Here is a 14,429-nt window from a genome sequence, read left to right as displayed (position 1 = left end):
AACGTCGACACCGATGGCGACGGCAAGCTCGACCACGCGGAGTTCACCGCGGTGATGACGGGCCATCAGTGATGACGACTCGGCCGCGGCGAACGCGACGATGGCCTGAGTAACGCGGGAATGTCTCTGGCACTCCGCGAGTGGCAGAGACATCCCCGTGCCAGGTCGCCTAGCGGTTCGCGGTTTCGCGGGACTACGAGGTCAGGCGAGCGGGCCGTACAGGTTGTTGCCCGATACGTCGGGATCCGTACTGGTGAAGTACTGCTGCGTCGCAACCGAGAGTTCGTCGTGCGCTGCGGGGCTTCCCGCAGGCCGGAGTCGACCGTGTTGCCGCTGTGGGCAGCGAATTGAAGTCAGCACAGCACGCGGCACCCAGTGCGCAGTGGACTCGCCGCGATCGGATGCCTGTCACTTAGTGTTCTCCGTTGTGTCCCAAGGAACTGTGGGCTCCGGGGCCGCGGCGCCGGAGCCCACAGCGAGGGAGCGGTTACCGGTTATCCGGTTCCCACACGGCCAGCCAGACGTCGTTGGCGACGCCCGTCGTGCAGGTGTACTGGATCAGGGATCTGCCCTTGCCTACGCCGCCAGCCACGTTGAGGCATTTTCCGCTCTCTTTGCTTACTATCTGGTGGCCGATGCCTTTGGGTACCAGCTTCCACAATTCGTTGGGCAGGCCACCGCAGGTGTACTGGATGACCTGCGTGCCGTTGGTGTTTCCGCCGCCCGCGACATTCAGGCATTTGCCGCTGTTGATCGATTTGAAGCGGTAGTAGCCGTCCAGCGACGCCTCCGGTTCCCACCGCTCGTTCGTGGTGCGCGACAGCGGCCATTGGATGATGTTCGCCCCGTTGGCCTGTGACGCTCCGGCGACATTGGCCACCTGACCGGGGTCGCTGGCCAGTCGCAGGGTGATTTGCCGGGCTTCCACCGCGCGCGTGGACACCTCTCCTTGGGCGGGAAGCGCTCCCGCCAGAGCCGTCCCGGCCACTACGACCGCGACCCCGGCGACGCCGACCCACCCGCCCAAGCGCTTGTTTCCTGTCATGCTTGATTCCTCCGCATCTTGTATATCTTGGTGATTGCCCGGCACTTTCCGGGGCACATTCGACAGTGCTGCAGATTGCTCAATACTCGCGCCCGCCGAAGGAGGTGTTCTAGAGCACCATGGAGTGAGACGCAATGTAGTCGCACACTTACTCTAAGTAGAATCAGATGGTCAACGCCCATGATGTGCCGTGCGGCAGAAGAGGGCGCCATCTTCGCCCTGTGGCCAGGGGCAGCGAGTGGCCGTTGGTGTGCGGGAGAGTTCGTGGAGGGCGGTGACGAACTCGGGGCGGGCGAGGGTTGATGCCGGGGCAGAGTGCGTGTCTGGGCCGAGACGTCAGGCTCCGGCCAAGGTGGATTCCGAGTGCGGCGACCTGAACGGGCTCCGGTTGGCGGTATCGGCGGGGAACATCAACCCCCTGCCTAATGGGGGCACCGCTCCACTTCGCTTCGCGAGGCGGCGGAAAGTATCCGGACGATAGTGGTGAGCGAGCCTCGTCCTGGGTGGTCTGACCACCGCGGGCGCAGGAGGCCACCTCTGCGGGTGGCGCGCGGTAGGGACACCGCGCGCAGAGCGTCGCCACGATGACTTGGCGACGATATAGGAGCTGCCGCAAGGGGCCGAGACGTCGAGCGGATGCCGGCCATCCCCCTCCGTAACCCGATCAACGTGTACGACGCGCTGCTGCCGGGCTAAACTGATTCGGCGCGGTTCCCCACTTTGCGAATGTCCATTATGGATTAGTGCTTTGCCGGTGCACGGCGTCCGATCATGCCGACATGAGCGCAACGTCCGAGGCTCAGGGTGAGGCCGTTTCGGTGCGTGCACGGGCGCTACCTGATCGTGTCGGGGGGCGTACCTGGATGGTCCTGCCGTCGGGCGGGCGTTTGAGCCAGGGTCGAGGTATGCGCATTCGATCTTCGAGGGGCGTTATCGCCCTTGCCGTCGCCGGGTTGCTGACAGGAAGTGGTGTCGTTGCAGGGACGCCTGCGTCGGCGGCGCCCGTCGTTGCACAAGCCTGGTCTCAGGTGCGTTTTCTGGGTGAGCGCACCATTCCGCAGTATTCGGAGTTCCATGGCACCACGGTCGGCGGGTTGTCCGGGATCGACCGCGACAAGCGCACCGGCCAGTGGGTGATGATCAGTGACGACCGTTCGGATCGTCAGGCGGCCCGGTTCTACACCGCCGAGATCGATATCGACGGTGGAGGCGTGCACGACGTGCGTTTCACCGGGACGAAACCATTCCTGCGCCCGGATGGGCAGGTGTATCCGCCTTCATCGGCCGGGGACGGGACGACGGTCGATCCGGAGGACATCCGGGTGGATCCGTGGACCGGAAAGTACTGGTGGAGCCAGGAAGGCAATCGGCCGCGCGGCGCACCCACGCCGACGGACCCGGTGATCCAGCCGTCGCTTCAGCGGGCTGGCCGTGACGGCGCCTATGCGGGTGAGTTGTCGTTGCCGCAGAACTACAAGATCACCACCGGTGAGACGGGGCCGCGGCGCAATCTGGTGCTGGAGGCGATGACCTTCGCCGCCGGTGGCGCGTTGCTGACCAGTGCGGTGGAGTCACCGCTGCTGCAGGACGGGCCGGTGCCCACACCGGACCATGGCGGACTGTCCAGGGTCACGGTGCACACGCGCGCCGGCACGCCGCTGGCCCAGTACGCCTATCCGCAGGAACCGTTGTTCGCGGCGCCGAACCCACCCGGTTCGTTCGCCGACTCCGGGATTCCGGAGATTTTGGCGCACCCCATCGATCCGGCCCGGTATCTGGTGATCGAACGCGGCTACGTCACCGGACACGGCTACAACGTGAAGCTGTTCGAGATGAGCACGCGGAGTGCCACGAACATCAAGAACGTCGACTCACTGGCAGGCGCCGCCGTCACACCGGTCGGCAAGAAGCTGCTGCTGGACTTCCGCGACCTGCCACTGCCGCTGATCGACAACTACGAAGGAATGTCGTGGGGTCCGACCCTGCCCACGGGCGAACGCACCCTTCTCGTGGTCAGCGACGACAACTTCTGGCCAGGGGAGAACACCCGGTTCGTCGCACTCGCCATCCGCTGACGCAGCGGAGCGCCACCGGGCAGCGAGGTGCCGCGACAACCCCGCGCATGCTTGTCGCTCTCGTCCGATTCGGCCCGGCGGGTCTTGGTCACCTGTCAGGCGGCATCGCGGGGTTTCCGGGTTCCGGGCTGCTGTCTGCCGGTGGCACCCGGGCAGTCAGCCTGGATATCGGCACGTGTCACTCGGCGAACGGCTTGGTGGTCACGTGCCGCGCGATGCGGACGTGGGCGATCGAACACCCGGCCGGGCAACGCTTCGAGCAGGTGCGGCCGTTCTCGCCGTAGAGCTCCTGGAGTCTCGCTGGGCTCGCGTTCCCGACTCGCCTTCCCGGCAGCCTTCCTGGGAGGCGACCCAAAACTTGCGGCGAAGGGCTCTTTGCCTGCCCCGCAAAAGTCGTGGGCCTTTCGCCACGGAGTGTGGAAAGGTCGGCCGGGAACCGATCTTGGGGGATGCAGGGGATGAACACGAACCGACTCGGGCACACCGACGTCCAGGTGACACGGCTGGGGTTCGGCGGCGGGCCGCTCGGCGGACTGTTCGCGCCACTGGACGACGAGACCGCGGCCGGGGCACTGGCCGCCGCGTGGGACGGCGGGATCCGTTACTACGACACGTCACCGCATTACGGCATCGGACATTCCGAGCGCAGGATCGGTGAATTCCTGCGTCACCGGCCACGTGATTCGTTCACCCTGTCGACGAAGGTCGGCCGCCTGCTGGTGCCGCAGGGCGCGGGCGGGAAGCTGGATCCGGACGGATTCCACGTGCCCGCAACGCATCGCCGGGTCCGTGACTTCACTCGCGACGGGATCCGCCGGAGTGTCGAGGATTCGCTGGAGCGGATGGGCTTGGACCGGATCGACGTGCTTTACCTGCACGACGCCGAGGAGTTCTTCGACGACGCGGTACGCGACGGCTACCCGGCCCTGGCGGAACTGCGGTCGGAAGGAACCGTCGGCGCGATCGGCGCCGGCATGTACGACACGGCGATGCTGACCACTTTGGTCAAGGAAGCCGACATCGACGTGGTCATGCAGTCGGGCCGCCACACGCTGCTCGATCACAGCGCGCTCGACACGTTCCTGCCCGCCTGCGAGGAACGCGGCGTCTCGGTGATCGCGGCGTCGATCTTCAACTCCGGGCTGCTCGCCGTGCCGCGGCCGGGGGAGGGGGCGCACTTCGACTACGAGACCGCGACGCCGGACGTCCTGCGGCGGGCGAACGAGATGGCCGACGTCTGCGAGGCGCACGGTGTGACGCTTCCCCAGGTGGCCATGGCTTTCCCGCTGCGGCACCCGGCCGTCGCGGGTATCGCCGTGGGGATGCGGTCCGCCGAGGAGGCGCGGCGCAACGTGGAGTCGTTCGCCGTGGAGGTGCCCGCGCGGGTCTGGGCCGATCTGCGCGCGGCCGGCCTGATCCGCTAGACCCGTTCCAACCAGAGCGCAGTGGCATGTTGTTATCATCTGAATGATAACAACATGTAAAGTGCGAGGGAGGGGGTTGCCATGGCGACGAGGCACCTGTATGTGGTTCGGCACGGGGCCGCGGATCCGTTCGGCGAGTTGACGGAAGTGGGGCGGCGGCAGGGTGAGCTGCTGGCGAAGCGGCTGGCGCGCCTGCCGGTGGACGCTGTGTGGCATTCACCGCTGGCACGTGCGGTGAAGACCGCGGAGATCATCGGCGAACACATCCCGGGTGCGTCACTGGGCGAGGCGGTGGAGTTGGTGGATAACGTGCCTTACGTGCCTGCCGATCCGCCACCGGCTTGGCGCGGGCTGTTCGATGGTCACGACCCCGCGGAAGCGGCCGAGGGGGCGCGGATCGCCGCGGCGCTGACGGATCGTTTCGCCCTCCCCGCCGAGGTGGAGACGCACGAGGTGCTGGTGACACACGCCTATCCGGTCGCCTGGTTGATGTGCGACGCGCTGGACGCGCCACCGGAGCGCTGGCTGGGGTTGAGTTGCGGGAATACGGCGTTGACGGCGATCGACCACTACGACGGCGGTGCCTCGACGGTGCTGATGTACAACGACATGGGGCACCTCCCGGAAGACCTGCGGTGGACGGGCTTCGGCCCGGGGACCCGCCCCTGAGCCTCGCTTTCGCCGTGCGCCAGGCAGTCCCGCGTTGCGCACGGCTCGTCAGGGGCGAAGTGCGGCGTGGGCGGCGCTGAGACGTTCGGCCTCGCCGTGCACGGCCCGATTCCCGGAGAGGTCGTCGGCCCAGGCGAGGAATCGTTCGAGGTGGGCCTCGTCCCCGCTCGCGACCGTCGGCACCCGGCCGAGGGCGACCTCGCCGCTGTTTCCGTCGATGGTCACGAGCGTTCCTTCGTCCAGAGTGCGTTCGCCCACGGCGATCGAGGTGTGCGTGTCGCGGATGGTGAGCGTGCCCATGCCGACCACCGCGGGTTTGCCCAGGGACCGGGCGACGACGGCGGCGTGGCTGGCCGGTCCGCCCCGTGCCGTGAGGATGCCCGCCGCCACGACAAGTCCGTTCATGTCGTTCGGGGACGTTTCGGGGCGCACAAGGATCACCGGGCCGTCAGCCGCCATGCGTCTCGCCGCCTCGGTGGTCGTGGCGATCCTGCCGGTGGCGACGCCGGGACATGCCCCTACTCCGCGACCGAGCAGGATCGTGTCGGCGGTCGGGGCGATGCGAGGTGTACGGGCACGCTCGACCTGCCGGGGTGAGACCCGGAGCACCGCATCGGCTCGGCTGATCCGTTCCTCGTCGGCGAGGTCGACGGCGACCCTGATCGCCGCGGCGCCGGTGAAACCTCCGGGGCGTACTTGGAGGAGCCACAGGATCCCGGCCTCGAAGGTGAACTCGACGTAGACCGCGTCGCGGTAGTGGTCTTCCGCACGAGCCAGGGCGTCGGTCAGTGCCGTCCATACGTGGGGTTCGCGGGCGGCGAGGTCGGTGAGCGGCAGGGTGGGTGTGGTGCCCGCGACGACGTCTTCCCCCTGGTGGGTGAAGAGCACGTCGCCGAACGCGGCGGGCTCTCCGGTGTTGGGGTTCCTGCTGAACGCGACCCCGGTGCCGCTGCGTTCGTCTCGGTTGCCGTAGACCATCGCCTGCACGACCACCGCGGTGCCCAGGTCGTGATCGATGCCGTGCAGTTCCCGATAGGTGCGCGCTCGCGGTGTCTCCCACGAGGCGAATACCGTCTCGACGGCCGACTCCAGCTGCTCGGCCGCGCGGAGGTTCAGGATGGTGTCCATCATGCCGGGCATCGACACGCCGGCCCCGGAGCGCACCGAGACGGTCAGTGGCGGCACGCCGCCGAACCGTCGCCCGGTGACCTCTTCCAGTACTCGCGTCGCCACTGCCAGTTCGTCACGGAGCCCGTCGGGGAGGTGGCCGTCGCGCAGGAACGCACGGCACGCTTTGGTGGTCACGACGAATCCTGCCGGTACCGGCAGTCCGAGCCGGATCAGCTCGAGAAGACCGTGGGCTTTCGCGCCGATGAGCCACGAGTCTTCCCTGGTGTTCGGGGTGAGTTCCCGTATCCACTTCATCGCGGAATCCCCAGGGTCGAGAGGAGATCTTCGTGCAGCTCTGCCCAGACCGTGTGGAAGGACGCCGTCGTGTCGGTGACGTAGGTCAGCTCGCCTGAGCGGGCGCGGTCGAGGGCGTCGGCCAGACGCGCGCGGTATCGACCGAAGCGCGGTAGCGCGGCCTCCAAGTCGTGGTAGACCGGCAGTGCGCGCTCGTGCAGGTCGGTGAAGCGATCGAGCACACGGGCGTCATAGGCCGGGTCGCGGTGATCGTTGACGACCGTCTCCCCGCCTGAGGGGCGGAGCTGCCAGGCCGTGCACAGGTCGAGCAGTTCCGGGTTGAGCACCAGGAACCGATCGAACGCCGCGGTGACCGCCGAGCGGGCACCGGCCGCGTCCAACTGTGCGGCGATACGCTCGGCATCGGCCTCGCGTCCGGTGTCGGTGATGCCCCAGGCGCCGAGGCCGCCACTCAGGCGGGTGACATGGCCGTCCACGGCGAGGTCGATCAGCTCCGACTCGACTTCGGATTCGCTTAACCCCGTAGTGGCGGACAAGCGCGACAGTCCGGCATAGCCGCCGCAGCGCAGGGCGTGCAGCATGAGCAGCCCGGCGTCCGAACGGGCGCCGGTCATGTCGCGGCTCCTTCGGAGCGCGCGGTCGTCGTTGCCGCGACGGCGTAGGCAGCGCCTCGCCTCTCGGCACGGGCGACGACAGCACCCCCGTTGACGCGCACCGCGGCTTCGGTGTGGTCGCCGACGTCGGCCAGGCCGAGAGCGGCCGCGACGCGGGCATCGTCGTCGAGTACGAAACGAAGGTGTCCCGGCAAGGGGGAGGGGGAGACCTGTCGCAGGCATGCCACCAGATCACTGACGCGCAAGCGAATGAGCGGTCCGGTGTTCGCGGGATCTTCGGTGACGACGACGATGGTGACCTGCTCACCAGGTCGCGCCGTTCTCACGGCCTCCTCGGCCGCGCCCAGCCGCCCGCCGCCCAGCACGACCACCACACCGTCCGACGCCAGATCGACCACGTCCGCGCTGAGCAGATCATCGGCATCAGCGGGCGGCGTCCACTTCTCCTGGACCTGAGCCGCAGGGGCGATATAGGGGAGATAAGGCGGTGCCCAGGCGTCGGCGAGGTCGAGGCTCGCCAGGTGCCCGCACGCGCGTGCCCGGTCGAAGGGGTCACCGAACCCGGGGGCCAGTTCCGCAACGAGGCTTGAACCGCTGAGGATCGTCAACGCCAGCTCGGCCAGGCGAACACGGCGCGGCGGCGTGACCTCGGAGGCGCAGGATTCCAGCGTCAGTGCCAGCAGTAGCGCTTCCAGCCGGGCGGTCTGTGCGAGCACCGCTCGGCCGGCGTCATCGTCGATGACGCCGGCCAGGGAACGCAACTGCAGACGTCCGCCGGCGGCGGCGTCACCGACCAGGGGCAGCCTGTCCAGCCAGACCCGTGCGAACGCACTCAGTGCCTCGCCCACCGAGCCCGGCTCTTCAACGGCGAGAGGGATGTTCGCCTGCTCGACCATGTCGACCAGCACCGCGAGATACAACGCTCGTTTGCCCGGGAAGTTCGAATACACCGCCCCCCGGGTCAGCTCCGCGCGCTCGGCGATTCGATCCACTTTCGCCGCCCCGTACCCGTACTCGATGAACTCTTCTCGTGCTGACGCCAGAACCGCGGCCCGCGTCCGCGCCTGCTGCTGCGCTCGTGTCAGCCGAACCATCACCACTCCCTCCCCGCACCGGTCGACCAAGATGCTTGCACCATTTAGATGATCATAACATCTGGCGCCATGCCCGCACTGGGGTTCAGACGCTCGTCATACCGGGTACCCGCCGACACCAGTACGAGGAATTTCGTCGGGAGGAGCAGAGCGTGAAAGGCGACGTCGAGACGTACTACGAGAACGGCCAGTGGAAGAACAAGGTCGAAGGCAGCTCACAAGCAGCCCACACGCACGGCACCAAAGAGGAAGCCGTTGCCCAAGGCCGTGAAATGGCCCGGGAGCGGAAAGCCGAGCACATCATCAAGAACCAGGACGGCACCATCGGCGAGCGCCACAGTTACGGCAACGATCCGCGCGACATCCCAGGCTGACTCCCGAGCGGGGCATCGGCCTTGCGCGGTCCTGGCGACCTAGTCGTCAGGACCGCGCAACGTCAGGACGACCCGGAGTACGTGTTCGACGGCGGCGGGGAACACGGCCCCGCGCAATTCGCCGCGGCTGACGAGGGTAAGCCCGGCGAAGTCCAGCATCCGGTCTTCACCCAGCCGCCGGACGGTCAGCGTGGCTACCTCCTCGAGGTCGAGGGCGGGATGGTCCAGGCGGGTCAGCGCGAATTCGACGATGAGTTGTTCGTCCGTCACGTCACCACCTCCTCTCCGCACTCTCACGGCGCAGGGCGGTCACGGCGGATTCGGCGCGGCCCGCGCGCCTGCGTTCACGTAGGAGTTCGAAGACGATGCCCGGTTCGCTCCACCATCACGAAGAAGCAAACCGGCCTTGAGGTCAGGCCATGGTCAACGTCGATGTCAGCCCTGTCAGCTCGATTGCCCTGCGGACCACCCTCGACGGGGCGAGCTTCAGGTCGATGTCCGAGGCGGTGCACTGGTTGTTCAGATGGACCAAGGCCGACAGGCCGGAGGAGTCGCAGAAGCCGACATTGGTCATGTCGATCATCACGGCCCGGGGATTGCCTTTCAGTAACTCGTTGACCGAGTTCTGTAGCTGGGGGCTCGTCGAGATGTCGATGTCACCGCGTACCTCGACGGCGAACACGCCGCTCACTTGCTCTGTGGTGGTCACGGACAGAGGGGCAGGCTGTCCGGCTCCGGTACTCACGGCCATGAAGCCGACCATAGAAGGCCGGAAATGGCTGCGCAACCGCCGCTAAGTCGTCAGGTGGGGCAAGCGTGTTGAGGTTTGACGCCCTGTCAGAACGGAGGAATCGCGCCGTTATCGATCTTCGTTGCCGCCATGTGTGGGTCTTCGGTTCGCGGCGCTATAGGTTGTGCGCATGTACGTGCCGACGCCGACGCAGCGCGACCCGCACCTGACCGCCGGACCGCCCTGGTGGCTGGTCATCGGGCCCGGGTTCGCCGCGCTCATCGGCCTGTTCCTGCTCACCGTGATCTACCGCTTCGACGGCCGATCGGCCCTGCAGATCGAGCTGGGCATGTCCAGTCAGTCCCTGCTGCTGAACGCCGTCGTCGCGTACCTTGTCGCGGCCGCGATCGCCGTCCCCGCCGGCCTGCTGCTCGGCGCGCGCTTCCCGACGTCGGTGACCGTGCCCGCGATCTGTTTGATGCTCCTCGGTGTGTTGCTGGTCGCCTTCGTCCCCGACAGCGTCCTGCTCCTGGTCGGGCGGGTGCTCAACGGACTCGGCGCGGGGGCGGCCATCGGGGTGACCGTCGCACTGATCCGTCGGCTCCGCACCGGTCGCGGCGTCGCGGCCGGGGTGACCGCAGGCCTTGGTGTCCTCGCGCTGGCGATCGCACCCTTCCTCGGCGGGCTGCTCTCGGACTCTGTCGGCTTCCGCGTGGTGTACCTGGTAGCCGCGCTGTTCGTGTTCGTCGCGCTCGTCGTCGCCGGAGTCCTCGGCATCGTCGCGTTAGCGAAGAAACCATCGGCCAGTCCGATGCCGTACCCGCCGCACGCCTGACGCCCGGCATCGCGAATACGAAGGTGATCGCGACGCGCGATCCTGGTCGACCTCGTTCAGGCCAGGGCGTTCTCGACCAGCGCGACGGTCGCGCGCGGGTCGTCGACTTGGAGGACCAGGCGGGCGTAGCGCTCGTCGGCGAGTTCGATCACGACGGCTTTCGATTGATCCTTGACGTCCCAGAAGATCTTCTCGCCGTCGAGGTGGAACGTGCCCGCCGTGATCACGCCGGGCAGGTGGGCGCCCGGCGCGCGGATCCCCTTGGGATCGGCGGCGATGCCGGGGTCCTCGGTCGCGCCGCGGACGTTGACCAGCGGGATGGTCAGGCTGCTTTTGAAGGCCCAGAGCTTGTCGAGACCTTCGATCACGACGACGAGGTCGTCGCCGTCGATGTGGACCAGTGCCATGTCGTTTCCTTGTCAGTCAAGAGGGTCGAGGCGTTGGGTCAGTGCGGTGCCGACGCCCTCGGGGTCGCCGCGCAGGAGGATGCCCAGTGCGGCGGACGTGAGGGCGGCGGCCAGGGCGGTGGGAATGCCGAGCGTGTCGGTGATCGCCTGGTCGACGGCGGCCAGCGCGGTGGCCACCTCGGTGGCGACCTCCTCGTCGACCGGTGCCCGTTCGACCGCGGCGAGCAGCAGCAGACCGAGGTCGGCCGAGGTGATGAGCCGCAGCACGGCCGCGGCATCCGATGCCGCGGCGAGCGCGTCGACCAGCGGTCGGACGTCGTCGGCGAGGTGGCGGCGCAGGGCGACCAGGTAGAGGCCGCGTTTGCTGCCGAATGTCTTGTACAGGCTGTTGCGGTGCACGCCGAGGTGGGTGACGAGGTCGTCGATGGACACCCCGTCGTACGCGCGGCCACTGAACAATCCCACGGCGGCGCGCACCGCCTCGTCCTCGTCGAACGCCCTTGGCCTGCCCATGACACGACGGTAGACCGTTAAGGAACGATCAGTCAAGAACGATCGTTCCTTAACGGTCGGCTACGCGCGCGTAGGCCGAACGGACGGCGTCGACCGCGGCCTCCACGTCGACCCCGAGATCGTGGGCGAACGCCGCGAACCGGGTCGCGCCCGCCGTCAGCAACGTCTCGGGCCGATTGCGCTCGGCCGGCTCGGTGACGACGGTTCCTTTCGCGCGTGCCGTCGTCACGAGGTCCACCGCTTCCAGCTCGCGGTAGACCCGCGCGACCGTGCCGGACGCGAGCCCGAGGTCCCGCGCGAGCTGGCGGATCGGCGGCAGCCGGGTGCCCGCGGCCAACGTGCCGCCCGCGATCATGCGCTCGATCTGGTCGTAGATCTGCCGCCACGGCGCGAGTCCGCTGGCGGCGTCGATGGTGACGCGCAGGGCCGTCATCGGTCAGCTCACGGCCGCGGCGACGCTGCGATGCGGCCCCACCACCGCGCGCAGGGCGACGAGCCCGAGCACGAACACGCCCACGGCGGCCGCGTTCATCTCGGCTTGGAACAGCGCCCCGGGAACCGCGATCGCCAGCCCTGTCGCCACGCGCGCGCTGCGGGCGCGCAACACGAGATCGACGACAGGATCGCCCGCAACCGGCCGCCGGACCGCGAGCGCGACGATTCCGGCGGCGATGAGCCCACATCCGGCGACGACGGAGACGGCCTGCCAGCGGCCCTCGACGGCGTAGCGCGCCAGCCCGCCGCCCACCGCGAGACCGAGTAGCGCGAGTGCCCACGCGGGGATGATGTCGCGCACCCTGCGGTGCGTCAGCATCGCTTGCCGCTGCGCGGTTTTCGGCGGCCGCAACGCGAACAGCTCACCGAAGAGCCCGCCGAGCAACAGCGTCCACACGATCGTCCAAGGGGTGTCCTCGGTCAGCCCGATCACCTCGCCCAACACGGGCAACAGCACGAACAGCCACGGGTAGGCGACCCGGCGACGTTTCAGGTAACGCACCGCCTCCGCGACGTCCTCGTCGGACGGACGATCGATTCCCCATCGGTTCAGCAGTCGCCGGCCGTGCTTCTCGCCGGGCCACAGGACGACGAGAATCCCCAGCCCGAATATCCCCATCACGATCGCGACGCCCAGCACGTTGTCCCATGCCATCCGACAACCTCCCTCTTGTGTCATATGCACGGTACAACTTGTGTCAAGTGCATGGCACAAGGGCTGGGCGGTGCTCAGTCGGTGAATTCGTTGACGCCGAGGGCGAAGTCCCAGTGGCCGACCCCGTTACCGGCGAGGCCCACCGTGACCACGCCCACTCCTTCCAGCCAATGCGCCATTTTCAGGCCGCCGACGTCCAGCGGGCGCAGCCCGAGGCTCTCGATGAATGCCGCCACGCCCGCCTTGGCCTGCGCATTGTCGCCGGCGATGAAGACGTCGGGCCTGCCCTTCTCCAGGACATTACGAAAGATCGTGTTGAATGCCTTGACCACGCTGGCGCCGGCCGGGGCCACCTTGGCGACTTCCCGCGCGATCGAGGTCTCCTCGCTGTGGGCCAGCCCGTCGAACGTGGCGTTGAACGGGTTGCTGATGTCGACGATGACCTTGCCCGCGAGGGCGTCTCCGTACTCGGCGACGACCGGAACGACACCGTCGTACAACAGGGCCGTGATGACGATGTCCCCGGCCGGGACGGCACCCCACTTGCCCGTCGTCGCGCCGCCCAAAGCCTTGGCCAGGTCATCGGCCTTGGCCTGATCTCGTCCCATGACCTCGACGGTGTTGCCGCCCGCTACCGCGAGCGTGCCGATGGCACGGGCCATGTTCCCCGTGCCGATGAGGGTGACGCTGTTCATGAGGTGTGCTCTCTTTCTGTTCTCGAGGTGTCGCTCTGTCTCACTTCCGGCGCGTCTTCCGCCGGCAGAATGGAATGCGTGAACCTGCCGCGACCGGGCGGTGGTGGAGTGTGCCCGCGGCATTCCTGGCCGTCAGTCGGCGGAGAAGTAATGCCCGTTGTCCAAATCGGCGAGCAGACCGGGCTGAGCGGGTTCCCAGCCGAGGGTCCGGCGGGTGATGAGATTGGACGCCGGGTAGTTCTGGGTGACTATGTTCGCGAGGAACCCGAAGTATCCCGGCACCATCAGTACGTCCTTGGGAACGCTCACGACGGGCAGGTTCAGACGGCTGCCAAGGGCCTCGGCGATCTCGCGGAGCGGGATGGCCCCGTCCCCGACCGCGTGCCAATACCTGCCGGCCGGCCCCTTCTCCAGCGCCAAGCGGAACAAGGAGGCGGCATCGCGGATGTGCACGGCGTTCCACAGGTTCGCGCCGTCTCCGGGGTAGCCGACGAAGCCCTTCTCCTTCGCGAGCGCGATCAGCCGCACGAGGAAGCCGGCACGATCGGTCTTGCTGTGCGCGATGTTGGCGATCCGCACGACCGAAGACCGCACTCCCCGCTCAGCGAGGCCGATTACGGCGGTTTCCACGACGTTACGAACCCGCAGGGTGCCCTGGTACTCATCGCCGCCGGGAAGGGCCGGGTCCTCCTCGGTGGCCGGTCGGCCCAGGTTTCCTGACGAGCCAATGCTTCCCGCCGCGACCAGCGGCTTGCCGGTTCCCGCGAGTGCCTCGCCGTACGCGAGCATGATCGGGAGCTCCGCGGCGGCCACGGCGTCGATCCCGCCGGACGGAAGCAGGTCTTGCCTGTGGGCGACGTGGATGACGCCGTCGGAATCCGCGGCCGCCTCTTTGAGCCCGTCGAGATCCTCGAGGTCGCCGCGACGCACCTTCGCGCCGAGCGCGGACACCGCCGCCGCGGCCGTGTCCGACCGGGCCAGGCCGGTGACCTCGTGCCCGGCGGCGATGAGCTCCGGGATGATATGCGAACCGGAATGGCCGGTTCCGCCAGTGACGAAAACGCGCACGCTACTGCTCCTTGTGAATGATGTGGCGCGAGAAATGGTGGTGCGGGGTGCGCTCAGCTGAGAACGCTGACGCCGAGGGCGATGTCGATGATGACCTTGCCGCGTAGTGCGTCCCCGTACTCGCTGACCACCGTCGCCGCGCTGGCGTACGGCACGGCGAGGACAACGACGTCCCCGGTCGGGGCGGTGCCGGCCGTCCCGACAGTGGCGCCGGCCATGTTCCCCAGGCCGATAATGCTGATGCTGCTCATGGATGCGTCTGCTTTCTGGAGCTGGATAGGACGCCATGCCCACCCCGTCTTTGTTGACGG

The 14,429-nt window shown here is 67.8% G+C and carries 18 protein-coding genes; 5 read left to right on the top strand and 13 right to left on the bottom strand.

The window, feature by feature from the left end; genetic code table 11:
- Positions 1–487: 487 nt before the first annotated feature.
- Entirely contained in the window at positions 488–1,045 is a 558-nt protein-coding gene (locus ACLJRL_RS18245) for an RICIN domain-containing protein (RefSeq protein WP_410657385.1), read from the bottom strand.
- Between the two features lie 1,028 nt (positions 1,046–2,073).
- On the opposite strand from ACLJRL_RS18245, the gene ACLJRL_RS18240 reads away from it, so the two are divergent.
- The 3 genes from ACLJRL_RS18240 (at position 2,074) to ACLJRL_RS18230 (ending at position 5,213) form a co-directional block, all read left to right on the top strand.
- Entirely contained in the window at positions 2,074–3,120 is a 1,047-nt protein-coding gene (locus tag ACLJRL_RS18240; protein ID WP_410657384.1) for an esterase-like activity of phytase family protein, read from the top strand.
- A gap of 458 nt (positions 3,121–3,578) precedes the next feature.
- Positions 3,579–4,544: an aldo/keto reductase gene (locus ACLJRL_RS18235; protein WP_410657383.1), complete on the top strand. Its 966-nt coding sequence runs from the start codon at positions 3,579–3,581 to the stop codon at positions 4,542–4,544.
- 81 nt (positions 4,545–4,625) lie between these two features.
- Positions 4,626–5,213 (top strand): histidine phosphatase family protein, encoded by a 588-nt coding sequence (locus tag ACLJRL_RS18230; protein ID WP_410657382.1) that lies wholly within the window; start codon positions 4,626–4,628, stop codon positions 5,211–5,213.
- 48 nt (positions 5,214–5,261) lie between these two features.
- On the opposite strand, the gene ACLJRL_RS18225 is transcribed toward ACLJRL_RS18230, so the two are convergent.
- Genes ACLJRL_RS18225 through ACLJRL_RS18215 form a run of 3 tightly spaced genes read right to left on the bottom strand, consistent with a single transcriptional unit; the run spans position 5,262 to position 8,346 of the window.
- Positions 5,262–6,638, bottom strand: coding sequence for a PEP/pyruvate-binding domain-containing protein (locus ACLJRL_RS18225; protein ID WP_410657381.1), 1,377 nt, complete (start codon positions 6,636–6,638; stop codon positions 5,262–5,264).
- Complete coding sequence (locus ACLJRL_RS18220) at positions 6,635–7,252, bottom strand: transcriptional regulator (RefSeq protein ID WP_410657380.1); 618 nt, start codon at positions 7,250–7,252, stop codon at positions 6,635–6,637. Before ACLJRL_RS18220 ends, ACLJRL_RS18225 begins: the two co-directional genes overlap by 4 nt.
- Positions 7,249–8,346, bottom strand: coding sequence for a TetR/AcrR family transcriptional regulator (locus tag ACLJRL_RS18215; protein WP_410657379.1), 1,098 nt, complete (start codon positions 8,344–8,346; stop codon positions 7,249–7,251). The genes ACLJRL_RS18220 and ACLJRL_RS18215 overlap by 4 nt, the downstream gene beginning before the upstream one ends.
- A 152-nt stretch (positions 8,347–8,498) precedes the next feature.
- Here ACLJRL_RS18215 and ACLJRL_RS18210 point away from each other — a divergent pair, with 152 nt between their 5' ends.
- Positions 8,499–8,720, top strand: coding sequence for a DUF2188 domain-containing protein (locus ACLJRL_RS18210; protein WP_410657378.1), 222 nt, complete (start codon positions 8,499–8,501; stop codon positions 8,718–8,720).
- A 39-nt stretch (positions 8,721–8,759) separates the two neighbouring features.
- Here the strand turns inward: ACLJRL_RS18210 and ACLJRL_RS18205 are convergent, their stop codons facing one another.
- Both ACLJRL_RS18205 and ACLJRL_RS18200 read right to left on the bottom strand, forming a co-directional pair.
- Complete coding sequence (locus tag ACLJRL_RS18205) at positions 8,760–8,990, bottom strand: hypothetical protein (RefSeq protein WP_410657377.1); 231 nt, start codon at positions 8,988–8,990, stop codon at positions 8,760–8,762.
- A 142-nt stretch (positions 8,991–9,132) separates the two neighbouring features.
- Positions 9,133–9,429 (bottom strand): STAS domain-containing protein, encoded by a 297-nt coding sequence (locus tag ACLJRL_RS18200; RefSeq protein ID WP_410657376.1) that lies wholly within the window; start codon positions 9,427–9,429, stop codon positions 9,133–9,135.
- 211 nt (positions 9,430–9,640) lie between these two features.
- On the opposite strand from ACLJRL_RS18200, the gene ACLJRL_RS18195 reads away from it, so the two are divergent.
- Complete coding sequence (locus ACLJRL_RS18195) at positions 9,641–10,285, top strand: MFS transporter (RefSeq protein ID WP_410657375.1); 645 nt, start codon at positions 9,641–9,643, stop codon at positions 10,283–10,285.
- 56 nt (positions 10,286–10,341) lie between these two features.
- Here ACLJRL_RS18195 and ACLJRL_RS18190 read toward each other — a convergent pair whose 3' ends face one another.
- The 7 genes from ACLJRL_RS18190 to ACLJRL_RS18160 form a co-directional block, all read right to left on the bottom strand.
- Positions 10,342–10,692: a hypothetical protein gene (locus tag ACLJRL_RS18190; RefSeq protein ID WP_410657374.1), complete on the bottom strand. Its 351-nt coding sequence runs from the start codon at positions 10,690–10,692 to the stop codon at positions 10,342–10,344.
- Between the two features lie 12 nt (positions 10,693–10,704).
- Positions 10,705–11,205 (bottom strand): TetR/AcrR family transcriptional regulator, encoded by a 501-nt coding sequence (locus ACLJRL_RS18185; protein WP_410657373.1) that lies wholly within the window; start codon positions 11,203–11,205, stop codon positions 10,705–10,707.
- 49 nt (positions 11,206–11,254) lie between these two features.
- Positions 11,255–11,638, bottom strand: coding sequence for a GntR family transcriptional regulator (locus tag ACLJRL_RS18180; RefSeq protein ID WP_410657372.1), 384 nt, complete (start codon positions 11,636–11,638; stop codon positions 11,255–11,257).
- Positions 11,639–11,641: 3 nt separating this feature from the next.
- Entirely contained in the window at positions 11,642–12,355 is a 714-nt protein-coding gene (locus ACLJRL_RS18175; RefSeq protein ID WP_410657371.1) for a hypothetical protein, read from the bottom strand.
- A gap of 74 nt (positions 12,356–12,429) precedes the next feature.
- On the bottom strand, positions 12,430–13,050 hold the full coding sequence (locus ACLJRL_RS18170; RefSeq protein ID WP_410657370.1) for an NADPH-dependent F420 reductase: 621 nt from the start codon (positions 13,048–13,050) through the stop codon (positions 12,430–12,432).
- 132 nt (positions 13,051–13,182) lie between these two features.
- Positions 13,183–14,118, bottom strand: a complete 936-nt coding sequence (locus tag ACLJRL_RS18165) for an SDR family oxidoreductase (RefSeq protein WP_410657369.1) — start codon at positions 14,116–14,118, stop codon at positions 13,183–13,185.
- A 53-nt stretch (positions 14,119–14,171) separates the two neighbouring features.
- The gene (locus ACLJRL_RS18160) at positions 14,172–14,369 is read right to left on the bottom strand and encodes an NAD(P)-binding domain-containing protein (protein ID WP_410657368.1); all 198 of its coding nucleotides are present in this window, start codon (positions 14,367–14,369) and stop codon (positions 14,172–14,174) included.
- Between the last annotated feature and the right edge of the window lie 60 nt (positions 14,370–14,429).

The organism is Amycolatopsis sp. lyj-112 (assembly GCF_046549055.1).
GTDB lineage: Bacteria > Actinomycetota > Actinomycetes > Mycobacteriales > Pseudonocardiaceae > Amycolatopsis.
The sequence above is the reverse complement of the archived record's forward strand: the minus strand, read 5'-3'. Positions and strand labels throughout refer to the sequence as shown.